The following is a 23,290-nucleotide window of genomic DNA, read 5'->3' as shown; positions in this document are numbered from 1 at the left end:
GAAAAGGTGAGTAGCCAATGCTGTTGAAGGATGAGGTCGAAATGCTGCGGCGTGTGCCGCTATTCTCCCAGATCGCGCCGGCCAAGCTGAAGCTCCTGGCCTTCGCATCGGAGCGCATGACCTGTCGCGACGGGCAGAACCTTTTCCGGCAGGGCGATGTGGGCGATGCGGCCTATGTGATCCTGTCCGGTACTGCCGAAATCATCGTCCATTCGGATGGCGGCGAAATCAAGGTCGCCGACGTGGGCAGCAATTCCATCGTGGGCGAGATCGCGATCCTCTGCGACATGGCCCGGACCGCGACAGTGCGGGCAACCTCGCGGCTTGAGGTGCTGAAGATCAGCAAGGACAATTTCCTCGACCTGATGCGCGATTTTCCAGACATGGCCGTGGAAATCATGCGGGTTCTGGCCGATCGTCTGAACCACACCACCGCAGAACTCACGGCTGCGCGCAGCCAGCGGCAGAAGGTTCTCACCTGAGGCGCCAGATCTTCGCTCCGGTCGCCGCCTTTTGGGCGGCGAGAATGGAAGCGGTTCAGCCGCGGATGATGATGGCGCGGAAATCGTTGACATTGGTACCGGTCGGTCCCGGACGGAACAGGTCGCCGATCGCTTCGAAGGCGGCGTAACTGTTGTGTGCAGCAAGCAGCGAACGCGCCTCGATGCCCGCACCGCGCAAGCGCCGCGCCGTCGTTCCGTCCGCAAAGGCGCCCGCATGGTCGCCCACCCCGTCGATACCGTCGGTATCGGCCACAAGCGCCGAGATCGGCTGGTTGTCGATCGCAAGCGCAAGGGCCAGCGCGAATTCGCTGTTGCGCCCGCCCTTGCCGGCCTCGGCACGCACGGTCACCGTCGTTTCGCCGCCGGACAGCAGCACGGCAGGCCGGGCAAATGGACGTCCGCGCTCTGCCACTTCGCGTGCCAGCGCCGCATGGACCAGCGCCACATCAAGCGCCTCTCCCTCGATGGCATCCGAGAGGATATGCGGCGCAAGCCCGTGCCGCCTGGCAATGTCGGCCGCGGCCTCCAGCGAAACGCCGGCCGAGGCGATGACATGGTGACTGTGACGGCTGAAGGCGGGGTCCGCCGGGTCTGGCGCGTCGGCTGCCGGGCAATGCAGATGCGCAATCATCGCCGGCGTCAGCGGCAGCCGATACTGTTCGACGATCGCCAGCGCGTCCCGGCGGGTGGTGGCATCCGGCACGGTCGGACCTGACGCCACAAATGCCGGATTATCTCCCGGAATGTCGGAAACGATCAGGCTGACGACCCGCGCCCGGGTTGCCGCTGCAAGCCGTCCGCCCTTGATCGTCGACAGGTGCTTGCGCACGACATTCATCGCGGCGATGGGAGCGCCTGACGCCAGAAGGATCTCGTTCAGGCGGATTTCGTCCGCCAGCGTCAGGCCAGCCGGCGGCGCCGGCAGAAGCGCCGAACCACCGCCGCAGATCAGTGCAATCAGAAGATCCTCGGGCTGCAGGTTCTTCACGAGGTCCATGATTCGTTCGGCGGCCCTCTGTCCCGCTGCGTCGGGAACCGGATGGGCCGCTTCCACCACCTCGATGGCTCGGGTTGCATAGCCATAGCCGTAGCGCGTGACGATCAGCCCTTCGAGGGGCGTTGGCCAGAGGCTTTCAAGTGCCGCGGCCATCTGTGCTGCGCCCTTGCCTGCGCCAATCACCAGCGTACGCCCCGCAGCCGGTGGCTGCGGCAGGTGGCGCCGGATGCCGGACAACGGATCGGCGGCGGCGACGGCCGCATCAAACATGGCTCGAAGAAGATCACGGTCCTGCATGCTTATCCGGCTGCCCGACATGTGTGCGATGTGTCGGGGCACAGTAGACGAGTTGGGACGCAATCAACATCGACAAAATGCGTCGCGCCCTCCATCGCCTTCCGCTGCCCGCTGCAGCCCTGGGCGGGATCGCCTAAGACCGTTGCGGCGGCTGTCCTTGTGTGCGCTCCGAGCGCCGCTGCTGCCGGGCCATTGAGATGGCGGCGCGACCGAAATCATAGCCTGTGCTGTCCACGCCGGCGGTTTCTGCGCCTTCCCGCAGGCGGGTTTCCGTCACCTGTCGAAGGCGGAGAATATACTCTCTGCGCCGTCGGGACGTTTGCCTGCTGAGGAAAGGGCGACACATAATCCGGACGAAGTGGCGTCTGAAGGCGCGCGCAAGACTGCGCCGAAGACATGCTGGCTGCAGGGGAATGGAAGGACGAGAACGGAACACTGGCATATGCGGGATTTTGGGGGACGGCCACCGGATCTTTGGCTGGTGCGACGACAGGGTTTCCGGTGTGAATAATGTGGCAGGCAAAACGTGATTACCTATTGGTTTTGACAGGTTTCGGGCCGCTGCGCAAGAGAGGCTTGGCGCCGCAATGATGCCAGTTGAGGTCCGGGCCGACGGAAGATGGCGGCAGCCCGGACCGGTTGATGCACAGGCACAGACGGGTTCAGAACCGCACGTTCAGGTTCGCCTTGATGCCGTGATCGGAGACGCCGGAGCCGAACTGTCCCGTATAGGTCAGGCCCAGGCTGGCGGTCGGCGCGATCTGCGCGGCCACGCCCGCTTCGATCACCGCCACATCGCGCGCCAGAGGAACGCCGGAGACGGTGAAGGCGCTGCTGCCGGCAAGGCTGTTGGTGGTTGTGGGCCGCGTATCGTCCAGCGCGTGACGCCAGCCGATCATGCCGTTGGCTCTGATGGTCGTGCCCTGCAGGTCGAAGCTGCCGTTGGAACGCAGGCCCAGCGTTGTGAATGTTGCGTCGGTCGTGTCTCCGCTTCCGCTGAGCGCGGTCTCTCCACCCGTTTCGGTGAAGCTGTCGGTGTGCAGGTTGACATAGGCAAGGCCGGCGAAGGGCTCGATGGAGGCGGACCCCATCTCGATCCGGTAGCCGACATCGCCGTAGACCTGGGTCGAACGGGCATCGTAATCGGAGGACAGGGCGTTGTTCAGGCCGCTGAGGTCCACCTGGCGGCTCGAAGAGAGCTGATGCCAGGTCTGGGTCAGTCCAAAGCTTGCCGTGACACTGTCCCACTGGCCGCCGCCATAGACGCCGAGGCTGTAACTGTCGATCGACATGAAGCCGCGCCCGCCATCGGCGCTCAGCGACGAATGGCCATAGCCTGCGACGATGCCAAGGCGCAGCGCATCGGCGATCTCGCCATCGGCGCCGACGAAGAGGCCGCCGGCGTTGCGGTCAAGGCCCGCCGCATTGCCATCGCCGTCGAAACTGCCCCAGGTGCCATAGCCCTGCATCCAGACGCCGGGTCCCTCGGTGCCGATGGACGAACGAACCTGCCGTGCCGTTGCGTCGCGCACGAAACGGCTGTCATCCAGAAGAGCCGTCTTGGCGGAGGCGTGAATTTCACCGGAAACCTGATCGAAGGCGCTGCGGGCGATGTCGTCCGTGGCCGAACTGCCGACGATCGAGCGCAGGTTGCTGGCGGCCGCCAGCGTTTGCAGTGCGTTGGCCGTTGCCAGCTGGTTGCGCGTCAGGGCAGCCTCGGCAAAGGCGCGTGTCTGGACGACATCGAGATAGACGTTGTTGCTGTCGTAAGCGGCATCCAGCCCATAGAAGGTGGAAAGATCCGTGCTACCAGTCACCGTGTAGGTGCCGGTCAGGCCGCCGGTCGCTGAGAGGACGGTATAGCGGGTGCCGAGGATGTAGTTTCCCGTGCCGTAAACGGAGACGTCGAGGATCGCGCCGCTGGCGAGCGTGGCTGTGCCGGAGATGTCGATCAGGTCGGAGATCGAGCCTCCCGGCACGATTTCCGCCGCATAGGTGGCGCCTGCTGCCTGATTGTAATTGCCGGTCACCGTCAGTGTGCCGGGGCTGTTGCCCGGTGCAACCGTGGAGCCGGACAGCGCGACGACGCCGCCCACCGTGCCGGCACCGGTCAGTCTGGCGCCGCTTTCGACGGTCGAAATCGCGCCGATTGCGCCGGCAACGTTCAGCACGCCGCCCGTGACGTTGATTGCGCCGGTGAAGCCGGAAGAATCGCCTGTCAGGTTCGTCGTGCCCGCCACCGCCTTGATCGTGCCGTTACCGGTGATGTCGGAATCAAATACGTAGTTGGACGATGTGTGGTTGAACACCAGTTCGCCAGTGCCGGCGCCGAAGACAATACCCGCCCCGGTCTCGACTGTGCCGACATCGGCCGCTGCCTGCCCCTCTTCCGCACCGATGACGAGTGTGCCGGTTGAGCCGGCCATATCCGCGATGCGCAGGGCATTGGCAACGGACAGCCTTGCACCATTCTGGATAACCGCCACGCCGCTTCCGTAGAAGCCAACGCCGAAATTGCCGGGAGCGCTTTGTCCGTCCGGCACGGCCATCAGAGTTGAGCCCGCACCCGTCAACAGAAGACGACCGCTGTCCGTGGCGGCAATGCCGAGAAAGATCCGGGCGGCGGATGCCTGCGCGCCATCTTCAATCGTCAGACTCCCCGCACCTGTCGGTGCGCTGCCGTTGCCGCCGATGTAGATGACCATGCCGGCGTTCATCGTGGTATCGGAACCGGAGAGCGTCATGACGGCAGCGCCCGTCGCACCGCCCTGCACATGAAGTCCGTCCGTTTCCACATGGGCGCCGTCCGACACGGTAACGGTCGCATGGCTGATGCTGAGCCACCCGTCCGCATCGTTCCAGGCCGTCGGCACGCCGGAATGCTCTGTGCCGACCAGAAGCCCGGATCCTTGACCGGTCACGGAGATGACATTGCCGCCGTCCACGTAAAGACCGTTGCCGACGGTCTCCAGCGTGCCGCCGTTTTCAATAGTGATCGTGCTGCTGGAATTTGTTCCGAAGCCCATCTGCAAGCCGTCCTGGGCTACGACGCGGCTGCCCGTGCCCGACACGGTGATGTTGGCTGTGCTGTCCTGGCCCTGCGCGGCAACGAGCTGTCCGGTGACGGTCATCACGCTGCCGCCCTCGACCCGCAAGGTTCCCGTCGAGTCAGTGTTTTGGGCCATGACGAGCGATCCGAGGCTCGCCGTTGCCTGATCCGACATCGTCAGGCTGCCGTTTCCGGAAAGGCCAAGATAGGTCTGGCCGCTATTGGTCAGCGTCGAACCACTGCCCGTGACGGCCATTTCGCCGGTGGTGCCGGTCTGATTGCCGATGTAAAGCGTGCCGCTGCTGACGGTCAAGTCACTGCCGCTCTCGACGGAGACTCTGCCTCTGGCGCCCGTGCTCATTCCGACCTGAAGCGATGCGGCGCTGGCCTGCCCGCCATTGGTGAGCATCAACTCACCCTCGTCCGTGTAGCCGACATTCAGGGACCCGCTTGCGGTCAAGGAGGAGGTGGCGCCGTCCACGGTGATGCTGCCGGAACCACCGGCCAAGCGCCCGAGGTGAATGAAGCTTCCCTCCAGTGCGCCTCCTTCCGTGATGCTGATGGCGCCTTCGCCCTCGCTGCCCACGATGAGGCTGCTGTTCGTCCAGCGGCTGTTGCTGCCGGTGATCGTCACAGAGGCGAAAGAACCGGTAGCGCTACCAACGGCGTCAAGGCCGCCTGTCGTCAGCGTGCCGCCGTCGGAGATCGTCAGTTCGGGCGAGGTGGCGGTCGTACCCATCAGAAGGGTATCCATGGTGACCGCCTGCCCCGACAGGACGGCCGGATTGGAGACGTTGATGGTGGCCGTATCTGTCGTGGACGGTGCCGTGCCTTGCGTCCAGTTGCCGCCTTGGAACCAGTCGCTGCTCTGCGAACCGGTCCAGGTCTGCGCCGGCGTCGCCAATGCGCTGGTCGAGGAAAGAAGAAGTGTCGCGAAGGCCGCCATGGAAACTGTTGAAACGGCAGCGCGTCTGAGGGGGGGATGCATAAGGTTGCAATTCATGATGTGATCCTGGAAACCGCGTTCGCGGACAAGCATCCGCTGCAGACCGCACGGGCAGGCGCCGCCTGTCACGGTGGTGGTCATCACGGATCAGTCAAACGGAAGGAAAAAGGTGGCCAGCCGCGCGGCCGGCGAAAGAAGAGACCTATGGTGGACCGAGGCTGCTGGAATACCTACAGCAACAGATTCCTGACGACATGCATTATCCTCCCATGCCCGGCGGTCGTCATGCAGACCGGAGTAACCGGCCTGCTGCACAGCCATTTTTTTATGCGTGAGACGATGTGATGTTTCTCGATAGCGTAGCCGAGGCGCTTCCGCGCATGGCCACGAATGAACATCTGATTTGCCCCACGCAAATATGCTATCAAAATTGCGGGGGAAAAATAAAGTAAATTGATTCAAAGTCGGATTGAAATTTAGTTCTATCAATAACTTGAATTTTGTTGGCTTTCTGAAGGGCTAATTGCAATCGCGGTATTGCAATCCCTGTATAGGCAGGCCTGGCGGCGACCGCTTGCGTCGACGAAATGCCGCAGAGCGCGCGTTTTGCTGATGCTGAGACAGTAGTTGAGATTCGCTGTTGTCGGAATGCCGACCGTTTCGGGGCTTGCGGGCTGTGAAATGCCAGGATGTTCGGGCAGGTGGTGTGCGGAAGCTCAGGCCCGGCAGATCATCGAGCGCACCAGAAACCGGCGTTCGCGACCATTGTCGAGCGAGAACATTCCGCCCCGCCCCGCAACCACGTCGATCAGCAGGTCCGTGTGTTTCCAGGCCTCGTACTGCTGGCCGCCAATGTAGAACGGGGTGCCGCCGATATGGCCGATCAGCACGTCGTGATCGGCCAGCAGAAAGTCGTCGGCCGGATAGCACATGGGCGAAGACCCGTCGCAACAGCCTCCGGACTGGTGAAACAGGATGTCGGGATGATCGCGGCGGATCTCGGCGATCAGCTCGAGCGCGGCCTCGGTGGCCGACACCATGCTGCGCGGTGCGATGATGGGCATCAGCATCTCCCGGTTGAATGGAAAAGGCTCCCGAGGCGGTTCGGGAGCCTTCCTCGCGCGGCGCCTTGATCAGAAGAAGCCGAGCGCCTTGGGAGAATAGCTGACCAGCATGTTCTTGGTCTGCTGGTAATGGTCGAGCATCATCTTGTGGGTCTCGCGGCCGATGCCGGACTGCTTGTAGCCGCCAAAGGCCGCATGTGCCGGATAGGCGTGGTAGTTGTTGATCCAGACGCGGCCGGCCTGGATATGACGCCCGAAGCGATAGCAGGTATTGGCATCGCGGCTCCAGACACCGGCGCCGAGGCCGTAAAGTGTATCGTTGGCAAGCGCGAGTGCCTCATCCTCGTCGTTGAAGGTGGTGACCGATACGACTGGCCCGAAGATTTCCTCCTGGAAGACGCGCATCTTGTTATGGCCGCGGAAGACGGTCGGCTTCACATAATAGCCGCCGGCAAGCTCGCCACCGAGTTCGTTGCGATAGCCGCCGGTCAGCACTTCGGCGCCTTCCTGCTTGCCGATGTCGATATAGGAGAGGATCTTTTCCAACTGCTCGCTGGAGGCCTGCGCGCCGATCATGGTCGACAGGTCGAGCGGATGGCCCTGGCGTACGGCTTCGACACGCTTGACCGCCTTTTCCATGAAGCGGTCATAGATCTTCTCATGCACCAGCGCACGGCTCGGGCACGTGCAGACCTCGCCCTGGTTGAGCGCGAACATCGCAAAGCCTTCGAGCGCCTTGTCGAGATAGTCGTCGTCCTCGCTCATCACATCGGCGAAGAAGATGTTGGGAGACTTGCCGCCAAGCTCCAGCGTCACGGGAATGAGGTTCTGGCTGGCATATTGCATGATCAGCCTGCCGGTGGAGGTTTCGCCGGTAAAGGCGATCTTGGCGATGCGCGGGCTGCTGGCGAGCGGCTTGCCGGCTTCAAGGCCGAAGCCGTTGACGATGTTGAGCACGCCGGGCGGAAGCAGGTCGGCGATCAGTTCGGCGAGAACTAGGATGGAGGCCGGCGTCTGTTCGGCAGGCTTCAGCACCACGCAATTGCCGGCGGCAAGCGCCGGTGACACCTTCCAGGCGGCCATCAGGATCGGGAAATTCCACGGAATGATCTGGCCGACGACGCCGAGCGGTTCGTGGAAATGATAGGCGACCGTGTCGTTGTCGATCTCGCCGATAGACCCTTCCTGCGAGCGCACGCAGGCGGAGAAATAGCGGAAGTGATCGATGGCGAGCGGGATGTCGGCGGCCATGGTTTCGCGCAGCGGCTTGCCGTTGTCCCAGGTTTCCGCCTTGGCGAGAAGGTCCAGATTGGCTTCCATCCGGTCAGCGATCCGGTTCAGCATGTTGGCCCGTTCGGTTGCGGAGGTGCGGCCCCAGGCATCCTTGGCAGCATGGGCTGCGTCGAGTGCCAGATTGATGTCATGCTCGTCGGAACGGGCGACCTCGCACAGCACGCCGCCGGTCACCGGCGTGGTGTTCTGGAAATAGCGGCCGTTCACCGGCTCACGGAATTCGCCATTGATGAAGTTGCCGTATTTCAGCTTGAAGGGCGAAGCGGCAATGGTCTGAACCTGAACGTTCATGGTTTTCCTCCCGGTTGGGGAGCCCCTCCTCGGGCTCCGATGGGAGGATGATTGCGCCGTCCTTCGCCGGGCGGAAGCCTGCTGCGGCGATGTTGCGCCGCACAGTGTCGCAGTCCTGCGACAGCGCCGCCCGCCTATTGCAGATTGAAGCGCTTCAGCTTGCGGTGCAGGGTGGCACGGCTGAGGCCGAGCACATCGGCAGCCTTGGAGACATTGCCGTTGGTGCGGGACAGGGCCCGGCGGAGCGCTGCCCGTTCGGCATCGTCCAGGTCACTCGCCCCGTCTCCCCGCTCCTCGCGCAGCGCGTCTGCGGCGGGCACACCCTGGGCAATGCGCTGGTCGTCCAGCTTCAGCGCCAGCCGCGCCGCCCGCGTCGCGCCGATCACGAGGTCATCCTGATCGACGGCAAGCAGCGCCGTCAGCGCGTTCGCCTGCGGCACGAGCAGAATGCGCGCGCCGGAAAAGGCCTGGCGAAACAGGTTGGCCTCGACGCGCATCGCCGCCTCCCGCACGGCCTGCGAGAGCATCGACAGCGTCATCTCGCTGACATCGCTGCGGCAGGTGGAAACGTCGAGGGCGGCCGTGACATGGCCCAGATGATCGCGGATCGGTGCCGTAGCGCAGGACAGGCCGATATTGGCGCTGAGAAAATGCTGGTCGCGGTGAATGATGACGGGCCGTTCGTCCGCCAGCGCCGTGCCGATGCCATTGGTGCCGACACAGGCCTCGCTCCACTTATGTTGCTGCCAGAGGCCGAGCGCCCGGAAATCCGCGTCATCGCCGGGCGCGCCGCGCCTGTCCACCACGATCCCCTGGGCATCGGACAGGATGATGCAGCAACCGGACTTGCCAACCGTCTGATAGAGCCGGTCGACTTCCTCGGCCGAACTGCCGACGAGGCGCTCCATCCGGTCCCGTGCTTCCCGAAACAGCGCGTCATCGACCCGCTGCGGCTTGGCGGACCTTTCCGGTGCCAGCCGATAAACATCAAGGCAGCGCCGCCACGAGGCGGCAACCGGCGAAGCGACCACCGCTGATGATCGCGCCGCTGTTTCGTAGACGAGATCGGAATGACTGAGTTCGCGCCGCATCCGCTCCTCCCAAAGCATCTCCAGCCTTTTGACAGGCTAGCATAGAAGGAGCGGTGATGCCCTGACAAATATCAGTTGGATCGACCGGCCGAAATGGCGCATTTCTGCGACACTTCGGCTGGTTCATTCGTCAGCCCGCTGCCTTCAGACGACAAGGTGTCGCGCCTTCTGCCGCGAACGGCACCCAGGCAAGATCGCCCGCATAACGTTCCGTCATCCGGCCCGCCTCATCAAGGATGAACAGCGACAGCCAGCCGTTGTCGAACAGGGCCTTGACCTGTGGGTGGCGCGCGAGGATGGCGTTGATCGCTTCCCCCGGCGCCTCGATGATGACCGACAGCCGCAGCGGATCATGCGAGAAGCGCTCGCCATCATGCACGGACTGCCAGGCAAGACCTGCCCGCAGCACACCGCCATTGCCCTCCAGCACGCCGATGCCGCCCACGACATTGTGCAGCAGCTTGTTGCCCGATCCGAACAGCGACGGCGCGGCGGCCGAGCCGAAATACTGCAGGCTGATCCAGCTTGCCACCACCACCGGCGCCGTCAGGATCAGTTCCAGCACCCGGAACCCTTCGTCCTGCCGCCAGACGTAATCATGCAGGAAGGAACGACCGTCGAGCGAGAGGCCGGCAGTCCTGGCACGTGGCGCGGCGATGAAGGCGGAGCAGCCGGCAAGGCCCCACTCCGGGCGCACTTCCGCCCAGTCGCGGCTGCGGACGGCAATCGAGCCCCCCGTCGCATTCGGCAGGCGTATCGCCCGTTCGGCTCGAGCCAGTTTGCCGGCTGCGGCGAGCCAGTTCGTCAGCCGCGTCAGGTCATCCGCATGGAATGCGGTGTCCACGTCGCCTTCATAGACAGTCACTGCATCCGTCGTGGTGTCGTGCAGGCCGGCAAGGAAAAGGGTATCATCAGGCACCGTGATCCCCTGCGCTGCCAGCCCCTCGCGCACCTCGGTCTCGTTCAGCAGCGAGGCCAGCAGGCGCGCATTGACATCGCCGGCATGGCCGCCGCAGGCGCCGCATTGAAGCGCGCTGGCAAGCGGATTGTTGGTGACCGACGCGCCATGGCCGCACAAAAGGACGATCCGCGCAAAGTTCTGCGTCAGCGACATGGCCCGCAGCACGGTGGATGCCATGGCAATTTTCTGCGGGAGTCCAGGTTTATCCACAAGCTGCGGCTTTGCGGCGTGGCGTGCCTTCGCGCTGGAAAGCCGAAGGCTGCCGGCCAGCAGCTTGGCTCCATAGACCGGCCCCATCGCTTCCACGAAGGCGAAGGAGGAGACGGCCGCCTGCTTGAACCGCCCGAAGGCACGCACGGCGCGGGACTGGATGCGTGCCTCGCGATCCTCCGCCGCGCTGACTTCCGCGCAACTGAACAGGCCGGGCTTCAGCAGTACCGGCAGCCGATGTTCCGCGAGATCGGACGCCTGGTCGCGATGGGAGGCACCAAGGCCGAAGAAGCCGGCGAAGCCGAGGGTGCGGATGCCCGGATCGGCGCTTTCCAGCGCGCGGCGAAACACTTCCGACCGCACGTCGATGCAGAAGGCAGCCTGTACGGCGGGACGTGCGCTCTCGCCATCAGGCGTCCGAGCCGGCAGCCGGGTCTGCGCCAACAGCTTTGCCAACCGCCGCTGTTCGGACCGTTCCGCCGCGACCTGCAGCACCGCGTCGATCTGCCTGTCGAGGCCGGCCACGACCGGCGCGCGATGCGCGGCAAGCGCCGCCTGCCATGCAGGTGCAATCGCCGGTGCGTACTGGCGGAACAGCGCCTCCTCGAAGGCCAGCCGGATGGCGAGGAGATCGCCGAGGCTCTCGTCGGTCTCACCGGCCAGTTCGGCCGTCCACAGGCGATGCCGCGCATATTGCGCCCAGCCGCCAAGGCCGAGCAGCAACTGGTGGAAGTAGGAGCCCGGCTTCCGGCCGAAGCCGAGGGTTTCGGCCGCGACGGCAATCGCGCGGATGGACGTGCGGGGCAGATCGGCGACCGTCTGCGCAAAGCCCTGCAGCCCGGCAATTTCGGGTGTCAGGTCATGCCGGGCATAGATGCGCCAGGCGGCATAGAGGCTCTGGCCACGCGGTGCGGTCCACAGCGCCTGCCCCTCGTCGAAATGGCCGGCGGCGAAGGCGCCGATCCTGTCCTCGACCAGCCGCGGCCAATCGAGCCCCGAGATATCCCGGGCAAGATCGGCAACGGTCGGGATGGCGGCAGGCGCGGCGACATCTTCCAGCACGGCCTGCTTCAGCGCCTGCACGGGGATGGCAAGCGCGCTTTCTGACAGCGCATCGGCAAGATCAGCCTCCGTGATGGTGCCATCGGCAAGCTTTGCGCCATACCAGCGGCGCGGCATGGCGATGCTGGCGCCGGTCAGCCTGCCGATCTGTTCGGCGGTGGCGGTGAGGCGATGATCGGTCTGGCCGAGGAAGGGGTTGACGGCGACGGTTGCCGCCAGTGGCCATGCCGGCGGGATGGCATCAATCGCGGCGCGGATCGCGGGCGCGAGATCGGCTGCCTGCAGGGGGACCGGAGCGGAGATGTGATCCATGGCTTTATTCCTTGGCAAGGGTCGGAGCCTGCACCCGGAAGTTTCCGAGCAGGCGATCGAGGAGGGCGTTGATATAAAGGCCGTTGGCGAGGTGGACGCGCAGGCCTGCCGTTGCCGGATGATGGGCCCAGAGCGGGAAGAGCGACTGGGTGACGGCCACCACGCCGAAAGAGGTGACGCAGAGGATCATCAGGCTCCATTCGAGATGTCCGGGGGATGGGGTGACGGGCAGAGTGCCGGCCATCACGCGATAGGCGGCCCATTGCAGGCCGAAATAGCCGGTTGCCGTTGCCACCGCATAGAGCGAGGTGCGCCAGGTGAGCGCCCATGGAGCCGCATCGGCAAAGCCCTGGGCCACCAGATAGGCAACGCCGAATATGAGGATGGCGCCGAGCGCGAGCGCCTGCGGCGGCTTGTGCCAGAAGCCGAACAGGAAGCCGATGACGCCATAGATCACGAGTGCCAGCAGGAAGGCGCGGGCGACCGCCCAGCCATCGGGAATGGCGACCGGACCCGGCCGCCGGGTTGCCATCACCGCCTCGACGGCACTGCCGGAGGAGAGGAAGGCATGTGCCTTGTAGAGCGAATGCGCCACGATGTGCAGCAGCGCGATCGGGAAGAGCGCCAGCCCGCATTGCAGGATCATGAAACCCATCTGGGCGATGGTGGACCAGCCGAGCGAGGTCTTCACCGCGCTCTGCGTCAGCATCACCAGGCCACCGAACATGGCCGTGAAGCCGCCGATCATCACCAGCACCGCAAGCACGATCGGTGCGTTCAGCATCACATCGGCGAAGCGGATCAGCAGGAAGCCGCCGGCATTGACGACGCCGGCATGCAGCAGCGCGGAGACTGGCGTCGGCGCTTCCATCACTTCCGTCAGCCAGCCATGCATCGGAAACTGCGCGGACTTCAGCACGGCGGCGAGCGCCAGAAGGCCGGCGGCGACGAGCGCCGTCACCGGGGCAACCCCGTCTCGCGCTTCGCTGAGGATCGTCTGGATATCGCCCGTACCATAGGCCAATGCGAGCAGCAGGGCGGCGGAGACAAGGGCTGCATCCCCCAGCCGGGAGATGAGGAACTTCTTGTGTGCGGCGCGCCGGGCGGCAGCCCGTTCGGGATAAAAGACCAGAAGCCGATGCAGGAAGAGGCTGGAGGCGATCCAGGCCAGCGCGAACTGGAGAAGCGTGGCCGAAACGACCAGCAGCGAGACGGCGGCGAGTGTTGCGCTCATCCAGCCGGTGAACGGTCCCTGCCGCGCCTCGCCATCCAGATAGGTCGCGCTGTAGCGCAGCACCACCCAGCCGATGAAGCTGACGAGCAGCAGCATGACGGCGCTGACGAGGTCGAGTCGCCCCGCGAAGCCAACAAGCTCCGTGCCGAGGTGCGGGCTGGTGCCGGGCCCGTAGAGAGCAAGCGCAACTGTGGTGGCGAGCGCCGCACAAAGGGCGGAAAGTGCCAGCAGATTGACGATCAGCAGCGCGCCGCGCGGGCGCATCGGGCGGCTTGCGAAAGCAGTGCCGGCCGCCAGCAGAAAGAGCGCGGAGGGTAACAGTGCAAGGGCGTAGATCATGGGAACTCCAGCCGTTCGTTCGGTGCCGCAGGAGTTAGCACCTGCAAAAACCGGATAAAAATTCATTGTTCTTGCATTTTCGTTCTATAAAATAGAACGATGAGCGAGCTGAACTATCATCACCTGCGTTACTTCCGGGCCGTTGCGCATGACGGAAACCTGACCCGTGCGGCCGAGCGGCTGAACCTGTCGCAATCGGCTCTGTCCATCCAGATCAAGCAGCTGGAGGAGCGTCTCGGGCATCAGCTGTTCGAACGCCGCGGGCGCCAGCTCTACCTGACCGAGGCCGGGCGGATCGCACTCGACCACGCCGATACGATCTTCTCGACCGGCGAGGAACTGCTGGAAACGCTGCGCCAGACGGGGTCGGCACGACGCGCGATCCGCATCGGCGCGCTCGCCACGCTGTCGCGCAATTTCCAGATGGAGTTCGTGCGTCCCCTGATCGGCCGGCCCGATGTGGAACTGATTCTGCGCTCCGGCAGCACGGCGGAGCTTCTCGGGGCGCTGGAGACACTCAATCTCGATATCGTTCTCCTGACGCAGCCGCCGGCGGCCGATGCCGTGACGCCCTTCGTCTCGGATCACCTGTCGCAGCAGCGCGTTGCCCTGATCGGTGCGCCGGATCTGGCGGTGGAAAAGCAGGATCTTGCGACCATGCTGGCCACGCATCCGATGATCCTGCCGACGATGGAAAGCGGCGTGCGCCTGCAGTTCGAGGCGCTGGCGGCCCGCCTTGGCGTCACCCCGCAGGTGGCGGCGGAGGTGGAGGACATGGCGATGATGCGTCTGCTCGCCCGCTCCGGACTCGGTCTTGCGGTGATGCCGCCGATTGTCGTGCAGCAGGAACTGCAGAACGGCATGCTGGCCGAACTCGATACGCTGCCGGGCATGGTGGAGAACTTCTATGCGGTGCAGGTGAAGCGGCGCTTTCCCAACCCGCTGATCCGCACGCTGCTGGACGCCGCGCAATGGCGGGACGCGCCGGGCTGAGAGCTTTCACTCGTCATGTGAACGCCGTTTTGCGAAGGCGCCGGCGGAACCTGCCCGCCGGCGCGCGTCGCAAAAGGCGTCAGATCAGCTTTTCGAGCGTGATCGGCAGGTCGCGGACGCGCTTTCCGGTGGCGTGGAACACCGCGTTGGCAATGGCAGGCGCCACGCCGACGATGCCGACTTCGCCAACGCCCTTGCCGCCGAGCGCGGATGCATTCAGGTCCGGCACGCCGACGGAAATGACCTGAAGATCCGGAATGTCGGCATTGGTCGGCACGAGGTAGTCGCCGAGATTGGCGTTCATCGTACGGCCATTGCGCGGATCGACCACCCCTTCCTCCAGCAGTGCCTGACCGATGCCCATGATGATGCCGCCGCGCCACTGGCTTTCCACCAGCTTCGGATTGTAGAGGCGGCCGCAATCGAAGGCGGAGACCATGCGGGATACGCGCACGGTGCCGAAATCCTCGTCCACCTCCACCTCGGCAAAATGGGCGCACCAGCTGTGCATGGAATAATCGCCCATCGTCGGCCCCTGCACGCGCGACATGGTTGTCCAGGCCTTGTTCTGGTCCTCGACGCTTTGCGCGTCGTCGGACAGCGTGTTGCGCCGGACCTCGATCTCCTCGCGACCAATGGCTGCCATCAACTGCGACAGGGGGAGAGACGGACCGTCTTCGCGCGCCGAAATCCTGCCCTCGCTGATCGCGAGCGTGTTGGCACCGGTATTGCGGAAGGGGGAGCCCGCTTCGCCGAGCGCAAGACCGATCAGCTCGTCGCGTGCGGCAAGCGCTGCCTTGTGCACGGCCCCCGTGATGGACCCTGCCAGCATGGAGCCGCCGGCAATCGCGGCTCCCGGCAGTCTGGAATCACCGAGCACCACATCCACCTGCTCCACCGGGACGCCGAGCGCTTCCGACGCCGTCTGGGCGAGGATGGTATAGGTCCCCTGCCCCATGTCGATCGAGCCGCTCACCACCTGCACGCGGCCATTGGCGAGAATGCGGATCATCGCCTCGCTCGGCGCCCGGATCACCGGGAATGTGCCGCAGCCGATGCCCCAGCCGATGAGTTTCCCGCCCCGGCGCATCGAGCGCGGTGCGGCGCTGCGCCTTGCCCAGCCGAAGGCTTCGGCGCCCTGCGTCAGCGCCTCGCGCAGCATGCGCGTCGACCAGGGCTTGCCGGACTGGTAGTCGCGGTCGGCGTAATTCTTCAGCCGCAGCTCAAGCGGATCCATGCCAAGCGCGTAGGCAAGTTCCTCCATCGCGCATTCGATGCCAAAAGCGCTCGGGTTCTTGCCAGGACCGCGCAGCGCGCCGGGGCTGACGGTGTTGACCGGCACCACCCGGGATTCGGAGGAGAAGTTCTCCACCTTGTAGAGGATCGGCGTGGCGGCGCCGGTCTGTTCCGGCACATCGGCATAGACCGAGGTTTCGCTGGCGCCCCGATGGACGATGGCCTGCAGGATGCCATCCTCGGTTGCTCCAAGCGCGATCGTCTGGCGTGTCGCGGCACGTCCGCCATAGCTGGTGAAGTTCTGTGGCCGTGTCACTGCCAGACGCACCGGCCGCCCGAGCCTGCAGGCAGCCGCGACGGCCACCGCCCCAAAGGCGAGCGGCTGGCCCTTGGAGCCGAAGCCGCCACCGATGAAGGGCGAAATGATGCGCACATTCTCGACCGGCAGCGAAAACCATTCGGCATACATGCGGGCCATGCCATGCGACCACTGGCTGGGTTCCCAGATGGTCAGCTGATCGCCCTGCCAGGCGGCGGTGAGGCCGTGCGGTTCCATGGCGCAGTGGTATTCGCGCGGCGTGCGATAGGTTCCTTCGATCCGCACCGGAGAGCGGGCGAGTGCCGCCTGCGCATCACCCCAGGCAACGCTCAACTGTTCCAGCAGCTTGCCCTCGCCCGCCTTCGGGTCGTCGAGGCTCGCCACGCCCTGCTGCTCCTCATAGGTGATGCGCACCAGGCGGGCGGCTTCCTCTGCCTGCTCGCGGCTTTCGGCAATCACGGCCACGATGGATTGGCCGTTGAATTGCACCTCGCGCGGCAAAGGATGGTAGGGCTTCTCCTCCGGCCGGTTGCCCTGCCAGTCGGCGGACACCATGAGGCCGAGATCCTCGTCCGGTGTCAGTACCATCAGCACGCCCGGTGCGGCGAGCGCCTCGTCAACCGCCACGGCGGTGACGCGGCCGGCGGCAATCGTGCTCTGGATCAGAACGGCATGGGCGAGGTTTTCTGCAGGATATTCCAGCGCATAGACGGCCTCGCCTGTTATCTTCAGGCGGCCTTCGAAACGCGACAGGCGCCCGCCCACCGCCCCATCGGCGGAACTGCCATGTTTGCGGGGTTCCATGATCGTCATGCGGTTTCTCCCAAAGCGGGGTTCAGGTCGGGATTGAGGCTCGCGGCAACGGTGAGAATGGCGCGGGCCACGACACGCGGGGCAAGCTCGATCTTGTAGTGGTTGCCGCCCTGCGAGACGGCACCTTCGACGGCAAGGCGGCTGGCGCTGGTGACGATCTCCGGGGTGATCGCCCGTCCGATGAGCCCGGCCTCGATGCTGCGGGCCCGCCAGGGCTTCGTTGCGATACCGCCGAGCGCCACGCGCAGATCGCGGATGGTGACGCCGTCATCCTCCAGATCAAGACCGATCGCGGCGCTCGCGGCGGCGAATTCGTAGGACTGCCGGTCGCGGACCTTCAGATAGGTGGACTGGCGTGCGGCGATGGATGCTGGAATGGTGATGCCGGTGATCATCTCGGCCTTCTCCAGCACCGTTTCCCGGTCCGGTCTGTCGTCCGGCGTCAGGAAGAAGGCGTCGATGGCTATGTCCCGCCGGTCGGTCTGCACCACCGCATCGAAGGCCGCGAGCGCCACGGCAAGATCGCCGTGATAGGTGGCGATGCAATGGCTGCTGGTGCCGAGAACGGCGTGGTTGCGGGTCACGCCGCCGATGGCCGCACAGCCGGAGCCGGGATTACGCTTGTTGCAATCCGGAAAGGTGGCGGGATCGCGGAAATAGGGACAGCGGGTCCTCTGCAGAAGATTGCCGCCGATGGTGGCCATGTTGCGCAACTGCTGGGAAGCGGCGAGCGACAGCGATAGCGCGATCGCCGGGAAGGCGTCGCGGATGTCCGCGTGATCGGCGACGGCGCTCATTTTCGCAAGCGCACCGATGCTGGCGCCGCTGCCATCCACCGCAATGCCGGACAGCCCGTCCAGATGGCTGATGTCGATGACGCTGTCCGGTCGTTCGACCCCGCATTTGGCGAGGTCGAGCAAGGTGGTGCCGCCGGCCAGCAGTGCCGTGCCCTGCTGTGCTGCGACGGAGGCACGGGCCTCATCGGCCGAGCGTGCGCGGGTGTAGGAAAAATCAAGCATCGGCCATCTCCGCGGCTTCGCGCACGGCGGCGACGATGCTGTTATAGGCGCCGCAGCGACAGAGATTGCCGGACATGTATTCGCGGATCTCGTCGTCGGAGCCGGTGCGTCCCTCACGGATGCAGGCGACGGCCGACATGATCTGGCCCGGCGTGCAATAGCCGCACTGGAAGGCGTCATGCTCCATGAAGGCAAGCTGGACCGGATGCAGATCGCCGTTTGCGGTGGCTATCCCCTCGATCGTGGTGATCCTGCGGCCTTCCGCCTGGGCGGCCAGCGTCAGGCAGGACAAAACCCGCTGACCGTCGATGTGGCAGGTGCAGGCCCCACACTGGCCCTGGTCGCACCCCTTCTTGGTGCCGGTCAGTCCGGCATGGTCGCGCAGTGCATCGAGCAGCGTCACCCGCGGCTCTACGTCTAGCTCGTATCGTCGCTCGTTGATGTCGAGAGAAAGCCTGATGGTCCGTGTCATGATAAGCTCCTGCTTCTCGTCACGAATGCTGAATTTTCGGAATGGCGGGCTGGTCGGTCTGCGCCCAGCGCCTAGATCATCATCACACACGGCCTGTCCTCCCATTTGACATGACATGCGGCCCTGCTGTGAATTAAGGAGTGAAAGGCACTCCAGATAAGCGGAGGCGCCTCCGTTTAATCTAGGGGCTGAGGCACGCACGTCAAGCCCCTTCGGTCTGGAGCGAAAGATTGGCCTCATCCGAGCCTGGGAAAAAGCCGCGGCAGCGCGCCGATGCGCGACGCAATCGCGACAAGCTGGTCGAAGTTGCTGCCGAGGCATTTTCCGAACGCGGGGCGCAAGCCTCTCTCGAAGACATCGCCCGTCGCGCAGGTGTCGGAATCGGCACGCTCTACCGGCATTTCCCGACGCGCGAACATCTGGTCGAGGTTGTCTATCGCCGCGAACTGGAACGTCTGGCGGAGGCCGCCGCCGAGCTTGCGGCGGAACGCGCCCCGGATCTGGCGCTGGAGGAATGGATGCACCGTTTCGTCAGCTATATGGCGACCAAGCGGGGCATGGCCGGCAGCCTGAAGCTGCTGATGACATCGAATGCCTGCCTCTTCACCGAGGGCTCGGCGCTGCTGCGCGCCGCCTTCGGCGACCTGCTCGCCAAGGCCATCGATGCCGGCAGCATTCGCGGCGACATCGAAACCGTCGATGTGCTGACCGCGCTTTCCAGCATCTATTCCATTCCCGACCTGCCGGACTGGCGCGAGCGGGCGCACCGGCTGATCGGCCTGCTGATGGACGGATTGCGGTGCCGGCCGGCAGGCGATGGCGCATGAGGCGGCCAGGCATCACCCGGGCGCGCAACACTGCCTGTCTGGATTTCTTTGATTAAAATCTAGTCAATTTGACTGCCATTGTGTGCAATGAAGCGCGTGTGCCGAAGACTTAGGCCTGAAAACCTGAGAATGAGCGACTGGCACGCGCCTTGCATCGTTATCGGCAGAGTTAGCAGCTAGGGTTCCGGCGCACCACGCGTGACTGGTCCGAGAGCGGCTACCGGCGGGGAGACATCCTGCCGGGTGCACGGCGGGACAAAAGCCCGGGAGACCTCGTAAGCCAAGGGATTGGCGGCGCGATGGTCCATGCCGATCCCTTCCTGAAGAAGCCAGAAGGGGAATTTCGACATGCAGACTTTCAAGACACTTCTTTCGATGACCGCTCTCACGGCCGCGCTGGCATTTGCCGGCCTTTCGCCCGCCGAGGCCGCGCCGAAGAAGGAGTTCAAGGTGGCCTGGTCCATCTATGTCGGCTGGATGCCGTGGGGTTATGCCAACGATACCGGCATCGTGAAGAAGTGGGCGGACAAATACGGCCTCAAGATCGAGGTGACGCAGTTCAACGATTATGTGGAATCGATGAACCAGTACACCGCCGGCGCCTTTGATGCGGTGACGCTGACCAACATGGACGGCCTGTCTATCCCCGCTGCCGGTGGCGTCGATACCACGGCCGTCATCGTCGGTGATTTCTCCAACGGCAATGACGCGGTGATCCTGAAGGACAAGGACAAGCTCGCTGACATTAAGGGCCAGAACGTCAACCTCGTGGAATTCTCCGTCTCGCATTACCTGCTTGCCCGCGCGCTCGAAAGCATCGGCTCTTCCGAACGTGACGTGAAGGTGGTCAATACCTCCGACGCAGACATGGTCGCCGCCTACAAGACGCCGGACGTGACCGCCGTCGTGACCTGGAACCCACTCGTCTCCTCGATCCTGGAGGACAAATCGGCCAAGGCTGTCTTCGACAGCTCGAAGATCCCCGGCGAGATCATCGACCTGATGGTCGCCAATACCGACGTGCTGAAGGACAATCCCGATTTTGGCAAGGCGCTCGCCGGCATCTGGTACGACACGATGAAGGTGATGACCGCCGACACGCCCGAAGGCAAGGCGGCCCGGACCGCCATGGGCGCGGCCTCCGGCACGGATCTGGCCGGTTTCGAGGCGCAGATGGCGGCGACCAAGCTGTTCGACAAGCCGGCGGATGCGCTGGCCTTCACCACCTCGCCGAACCTTTCGAAGACCATGGACAGCGTCCGCAACTTCCTCTTCGCCAAGGGTCTGCTCGGCAGTGGTGCAGCCTCCGCCGATGTGATCGGCATCGAAATGCCGGACGGCACGGTGCTGGGTGACAAGGGCAACATCAAGCTGCGTTTCTCGCCGACCTTTATGAAGGCGGCCGCAGACGGCGCTCTCTGATCACCTGTCCGGGGCGGGTACTGCTCGCCCCCTTCACCCCTCAGGATCAGGAAGAGGCCCATGCGCTGGATCAACTCACATCCGGGAAACGGCTCGCGGCTGGCTCTGGCCCTGCTGCCGTTCATTCTCCTGGTCGTCGCTTATATGATCGGCTCGGCCGAACGGCTTGCTGAAAACCCGAACGACAAGCTTCTGCCCGGGTTCGCGGCGCTCGGCGAGGCCATCAGCCGCATGGCCTTCGTGGCGGATGTCCGCACCGGCGATTATCTACTGTGGTCGGATACGATCGCCAGTCTGCAGAGGCTCTCGGCCGGCCTCGGTATCGCAACAGCGATTGCCCTGCTGCTCGGGCTGGTCATCGGCATCCTGCCGTTTGCCCGTGCGCTGCTGTCGCCTTTCGTGGCGGCGATTGCCATGGTCCCGCCGCTCGCACTCCTGCCGATCCTCTTCATCGTCATGGGTTTGGGCGAGGCCTCGAAGATCGCACTGATCGTCATCGGTGTCGCGCCGATCATGATCCGCGATCTGGCGCTGAAGGCGCTGGAACTGCCGCGTGAAATGATCGTCAAGGCCGAAACCCTGTCGGCGTCTTCCTGGCAGATCGCGCTCCGTGTGGTGCTGCCGCAGATTCTGCCGCGCCTCATCACCACGCTGCGCCTGCAGCTTGGACCGGCCTGGCTGTTCCTGATCGCCGCCGAAGCGATCTCCTCCGACAGCGGGCTCGGCTACCGCATCTTTCTCGTGCGTCGCTATCTGTCGATGGACGTCATCTTTCCTTACGTGCTGTGGATCACGCTTCTGGCCGTCGCAACCGACATCCTGCTCGATCGCCTGCGCATCGCCGTCTTCCCCTGGTCTGAACTGGAGAAGGGCAAATGAGCGCGCTGTCGATCAAGAACCTCTGGAAGGAATATGGCGACCAGATCGTGCTGGAAAACGTCTCGATCGAAATCGAGTCTCGCGCATTCGTCGCTCTCGTCGGCCCGTCCGGCTGTGGCAAATCCACCTTTCTGCGCATGCTTCTTGGTCAGGAGATCCAAACAAAGGGCGAGATCCTGCTGGATGGTGAGCCTTTGCCGAAGGAGCCGGGGCCGGATCGCGGCGTCGTCTTCCAGCGGTATTCCGTCTTTCCGCATCTGACGGTGCTCGGCAATGTGATGTTCGGCAAGGAGTTGCAGGCCTCGCGGTTTGCCGCCCGCCTGTTCGGCTCCGCTCGCCGCGCAATGGAAGAAGAGGCGCGCGCCATGATCGCCGCCGTCGGACTGATGGGCTCGGAAAACAAATATCCGGCCCAGTTGTCGGGCGGCATGCAACAGCGGCTGGCGCTGGCCCAGGCGCTGATCATGCGTCCGAAGGTGTTGCTGCTCGACGAACCCTTCGGGGCTCTCGACCCCGGCATCCGCGCCGAAATCCATGTGCTGATGAAAAAGCTCTGGCACGAGGCGCCGATGACCGTCGTGATGGTCACCCATGACATGCGCGAGGCCTTCACGCTTGGCACCCGCGTCGTCGCGTTTGAGCGGCCGCGCGACCGGCCCGAAGAGAAACTGCGCTACGGCGCGACAATCACCCGGGATATCGCCATCTGGCCGCCGCGGCAGGCGGGCGTGCCCTCCATCTTTCGCCCCGACCGGGACGGCCCGGTCTCTTCAAAGGGTCAATAGCCGGGACGGCCCGGCATACGGAACCACTGGAGATCACCATGCATATTCGACGTTCACCGGAAGAAATCGCCGCCAACCGTGCGCGCTACGAGGAACATCAGAAGAAGGGGCTGGAATTTGCGCCGAAGGCGCTGCCGGGCAAAAGCGCCAAGCCTGCGCCAACCATTGCTGCCGACGCCATCCTGCATCAGGAAAAACTGCCCGGCGGTTGGTACTGGTGGACGCGTGTGAAAGCCAACGAGGTGCTGCGGATTGCCCTTAATGAGGGCTTTTCGACGGTGTCGGTTGTCGCCTGGAGCGCGGCGGATTCGAGCGAACGCATGAACCTGCCGGATACGGTGAAGGTGCAGTGGACGACGGGTCTCGGCAAAGGCCGCGTGATTTTCTCCGACATGGGTAAGGTCATGTTCTCGATCATCAAGGACAGCTGCGGCGCGCATGACGTGCTGATGGGCGGCTCGACGGCCTCCTCCAATGCGAAAAAATATGCCGGCGCCAACGGTGCCGCCTTGCGCAATACGCGCGAGAATTTCGTTCTGGTCGCCACCAAGGCCGGTCTCGATAAACGCGACATTCCGGCAGCACTTGCGTTGTTTGCGCCCGTGCGCGTCGATGCTGAGGGCAAATTTCAGTGGAAGTCGGAACTCGTCAGCGACGGCGACTACGTCGACCTGCGTGCCGAGATGGACATGATTGTTGGCTTTTCCAATTGCCCGCATCCGCTTGACCCCAATCCGGTCTATGCGCCGAACCCTGTCGCCATCACGCGCATCGCGGCCATGGAGCCGGCGGCAGACGACCTTTGCCGCACGGCTACTGCCGAAGCCGTCCGCGGCTTCGAAAACAACGCATTCGCAACGCTTTGAAAGGGGAGGC

Annotated in this window: 17 protein-coding genes, 1 pseudogene and 1 riboswitch; of the genes and pseudogenes, 8 read left to right on the top strand and 10 right to left on the bottom strand. The window is 64.3% G+C overall.

Annotation, left to right across the window (positions count from 1 at the left end):
- The first annotated feature begins 17 nt into the window (after window positions 1-17).
- The gene (locus tag KLP42_RS07475) at window positions 18-482 is read left to right on the top strand and encodes a cyclic nucleotide-binding domain-containing protein (RefSeq protein ID WP_215565591.1); all 465 of its coding nucleotides are present in this window, start codon (window positions 18-20) and stop codon (window positions 480-482) included.
- Between the two features lie 55 nt (window positions 483-537).
- Here the strand turns inward: KLP42_RS07475 and KLP42_RS07470 are convergent, their stop codons facing one another.
- Both KLP42_RS07470 and KLP42_RS07465 read right to left on the bottom strand, forming a co-directional pair.
- On the bottom strand, window positions 538-1,797 hold the full coding sequence (locus KLP42_RS07470) for a glycerate kinase type-2 family protein (protein ID WP_215565590.1): 1,260 nt from the start codon (window positions 1,795-1,797) through the stop codon (window positions 538-540).
- A gap of 662 nt (window positions 1,798-2,459) precedes the next feature.
- On the bottom strand, window positions 2,460-5,792 hold the full coding sequence (locus KLP42_RS07465; protein ID WP_215565589.1) for an autotransporter domain-containing protein: 3,333 nt from the start codon (window positions 5,790-5,792) through the stop codon (window positions 2,460-2,462).
- Window positions 5,793-5,828: 36 nt separating this feature from the next.
- Here KLP42_RS07465 and KLP42_RS07460 point away from each other — a divergent pair, with 36 nt between their 5' ends.
- Window positions 5,829-6,137 carry a hypothetical protein gene (locus tag KLP42_RS07460; protein ID WP_215565588.1) on the top strand — a complete coding sequence of 103 codons (309 nt, stop codon included), beginning with the start codon at window positions 5,829-5,831 and terminating at the stop codon, window positions 6,135-6,137.
- A gap of 371 nt (window positions 6,138-6,508) precedes the next feature.
- On the opposite strand, the gene KLP42_RS07455 is transcribed toward KLP42_RS07460, so the two are convergent.
- The 5 genes from KLP42_RS07455 to KLP42_RS07435 form a co-directional block, all read right to left on the bottom strand.
- Window positions 6,509-6,856 (bottom strand): DUF779 domain-containing protein, encoded by a 348-nt coding sequence (locus KLP42_RS07455; protein ID WP_215565587.1) that lies wholly within the window; start codon window positions 6,854-6,856, stop codon window positions 6,509-6,511.
- A 69-nt stretch (window positions 6,857-6,925) separates the two neighbouring features.
- Window positions 6,926-8,440 carry an aldehyde dehydrogenase gene (gene adh, locus KLP42_RS07450; protein WP_215565586.1) on the bottom strand — a complete coding sequence of 505 codons (1,515 nt, stop codon included), beginning with the start codon at window positions 8,438-8,440 and terminating at the stop codon, window positions 6,926-6,928.
- A gap of 134 nt (window positions 8,441-8,574) precedes the next feature.
- Entirely contained in the window at window positions 8,575-9,531 is a 957-nt protein-coding gene (locus KLP42_RS07445; RefSeq protein ID WP_215565585.1) for a helix-turn-helix domain-containing protein, read from the bottom strand.
- Window positions 9,532-9,661: 130 nt separating this feature from the next.
- Window positions 9,662-12,076 (bottom strand): YbcC family protein, encoded by a 2,415-nt coding sequence (locus KLP42_RS07440; protein WP_215565584.1) that lies wholly within the window; start codon window positions 12,074-12,076, stop codon window positions 9,662-9,664.
- Window positions 12,077-12,080: 4 nt separating this feature from the next.
- Window positions 12,081-13,649 (bottom strand): proton-conducting transporter transmembrane domain-containing protein, encoded by a 1,569-nt coding sequence (locus tag KLP42_RS07435; RefSeq protein ID WP_215565583.1) that lies wholly within the window; start codon window positions 13,647-13,649, stop codon window positions 12,081-12,083.
- 99 nt (window positions 13,650-13,748) lie between these two features.
- Here KLP42_RS07435 and KLP42_RS07430 point away from each other — a divergent pair, with 99 nt between their 5' ends.
- Window positions 13,749-14,642: a LysR family transcriptional regulator gene (locus KLP42_RS07430; RefSeq protein ID WP_215565582.1), complete on the top strand. Its 894-nt coding sequence runs from the start codon at window positions 13,749-13,751 to the stop codon at window positions 14,640-14,642.
- A 79-nt stretch (window positions 14,643-14,721) separates the two neighbouring features.
- Here the strand turns inward: KLP42_RS07430 and KLP42_RS07425 are convergent, their stop codons facing one another.
- From KLP42_RS07425 to KLP42_RS07415, 3 genes are read right to left on the bottom strand one after another with little or no spacing between them, the layout of a single operon-like run.
- Window positions 14,722-17,010 (bottom strand): xanthine dehydrogenase family protein molybdopterin-binding subunit, encoded by a 2,289-nt coding sequence (locus tag KLP42_RS07425; protein WP_215565581.1) that lies wholly within the window; start codon window positions 17,008-17,010, stop codon window positions 14,722-14,724.
- Window positions 17,007-18,029: an FAD binding domain-containing protein gene (locus KLP42_RS07420; RefSeq protein ID WP_215565580.1), complete on the bottom strand. Its 1,023-nt coding sequence runs from the start codon at window positions 18,027-18,029 to the stop codon at window positions 17,007-17,009. Before KLP42_RS07420 ends, KLP42_RS07425 begins: the two co-directional genes overlap by 4 nt.
- Complete coding sequence (locus KLP42_RS07415; RefSeq protein WP_215565579.1) at window positions 18,022-18,501, bottom strand: (2Fe-2S)-binding protein; 480 nt, start codon at window positions 18,499-18,501, stop codon at window positions 18,022-18,024. The genes KLP42_RS07420 and KLP42_RS07415 overlap by 8 nt, the downstream gene beginning before the upstream one ends.
- A 230-nt stretch (window positions 18,502-18,731) precedes the next feature.
- Between KLP42_RS07415 and KLP42_RS07410 the strand changes: the two genes are divergently transcribed.
- From KLP42_RS07410 to KLP42_RS07390, 5 genes and pseudogenes are all read left to right on the top strand, one after another.
- Window positions 18,732-19,328, top strand: coding sequence for a TetR/AcrR family transcriptional regulator (locus KLP42_RS07410; protein ID WP_215565578.1), 597 nt, complete (start codon window positions 18,732-18,734; stop codon window positions 19,326-19,328).
- Between the two features lie 165 nt (window positions 19,329-19,493).
- A riboswitch (guanidine-I (ykkC/yxkD leader) is annotated at window positions 19,494-19,600 on the top strand.
- Window positions 19,601-19,676: 76 nt separating this feature from the next.
- Window positions 19,677-20,750, top strand: coding sequence for a putative urea ABC transporter substrate-binding protein (locus KLP42_RS07405; protein ID WP_215565577.1), 1,074 nt, complete (start codon window positions 19,677-19,679; stop codon window positions 20,748-20,750).
- A gap of 60 nt (window positions 20,751-20,810) precedes the next feature.
- Window positions 20,811-21,629, top strand: coding sequence for an ABC transporter permease (locus KLP42_RS07400; RefSeq protein ID WP_215565576.1), 819 nt, complete (start codon window positions 20,811-20,813; stop codon window positions 21,627-21,629).
- Window positions 21,626-22,448: pseudogene (locus KLP42_RS07395) on the top strand (ABC transporter ATP-binding protein); the annotation flags it as partial. The gene KLP42_RS07400 and the pseudogene KLP42_RS07395, both read left to right, overlap by 4 nt.
- 4 nt (window positions 22,449-22,452) lie before the next feature.
- Window positions 22,453-23,280 (top strand): urea amidolyase associated protein UAAP1, encoded by an 828-nt coding sequence (locus tag KLP42_RS07390; RefSeq protein WP_215565574.1) that lies wholly within the window; start codon window positions 22,453-22,455, stop codon window positions 23,278-23,280.
- Window positions 23,281-23,290: the final 10 nt, after the last annotated feature.

The sequence above is a fragment of the Rhizobium sp. CSW-27 genome (genome assembly GCF_018760785.1).
Taxonomy (GTDB): domain Bacteria; phylum Pseudomonadota; class Alphaproteobacteria; order Rhizobiales; family Rhizobiaceae; genus Neorhizobium.
This window is presented reverse-complemented; position numbering and strand designations above follow the sequence as displayed.

Excerpts from the sequence above, each read along its gene's own strand:
- KLP42_RS07475 (WP_215565591.1), top strand. The coding sequence starts at position 18 with ATGCTGTTGAAGGATGAGGTCGAAATGCTGCGGCGTGTGCCGCTATTC.
- KLP42_RS07470 (WP_215565590.1), bottom strand. The coding sequence starts at position 1,797 with ATGCAGGACCGTGATCTTCTTCGAGCCATGTTTGATGCGGCCGTCGCC.
- KLP42_RS07465 (WP_215565589.1), bottom strand. The coding sequence starts at position 5,792 with ATGGCGGCCTTCGCGACACTTCTTCTTTCCTCGACCAGCGCATTGGCG.
- KLP42_RS07460 (WP_215565588.1), top strand. The coding sequence starts at position 5,829 with ATGCATAAGGTTGCAATTCATGATGTGATCCTGGAAACCGCGTTCGCG.
- KLP42_RS07455 (WP_215565587.1), bottom strand. The coding sequence starts at position 6,856 with ATGCCCATCATCGCACCGCGCAGCATGGTGTCGGCCACCGAGGCCGCG.
- adh (WP_215565586.1), bottom strand. The coding sequence starts at position 8,440 with ATGAACGTTCAGGTTCAGACCATTGCCGCTTCGCCCTTCAAGCTGAAA.
- KLP42_RS07445 (WP_215565585.1), bottom strand. The coding sequence starts at position 9,531 with ATGCGGCGCGAACTCAGTCATTCCGATCTCGTCTACGAAACAGCGGCG.
- KLP42_RS07440 (WP_215565584.1), bottom strand. The coding sequence starts at position 12,076 with ATGGATCACATCTCCGCTCCGGTCCCCCTGCAGGCAGCCGATCTCGCG.
- KLP42_RS07435 (WP_215565583.1), bottom strand. The coding sequence starts at position 13,649 with ATGATCTACGCCCTTGCACTGTTACCCTCCGCGCTCTTTCTGCTGGCG.
- KLP42_RS07430 (WP_215565582.1), top strand. The coding sequence starts at position 13,749 with ATGAGCGAGCTGAACTATCATCACCTGCGTTACTTCCGGGCCGTTGCG.
- KLP42_RS07425 (WP_215565581.1), bottom strand. The coding sequence starts at position 17,010 with ATGACGATCATGGAACCCCGCAAACATGGCAGTTCCGCCGATGGGGCG.
- KLP42_RS07420 (WP_215565580.1), bottom strand. The coding sequence starts at position 18,029 with ATGCTTGATTTTTCCTACACCCGCGCACGCTCGGCCGATGAGGCCCGT.
- KLP42_RS07415 (WP_215565579.1), bottom strand. The coding sequence starts at position 18,501 with ATGACACGGACCATCAGGCTTTCTCTCGACATCAACGAGCGACGATAC.
- KLP42_RS07405 (WP_215565577.1), top strand. The coding sequence starts at position 19,677 with ATGCAGACTTTCAAGACACTTCTTTCGATGACCGCTCTCACGGCCGCG.
- KLP42_RS07400 (WP_215565576.1), top strand. The coding sequence starts at position 20,811 with ATGCGCTGGATCAACTCACATCCGGGAAACGGCTCGCGGCTGGCTCTG.
- KLP42_RS07390 (WP_215565574.1), top strand. The coding sequence starts at position 22,453 with ATGCATATTCGACGTTCACCGGAAGAAATCGCCGCCAACCGTGCGCGC.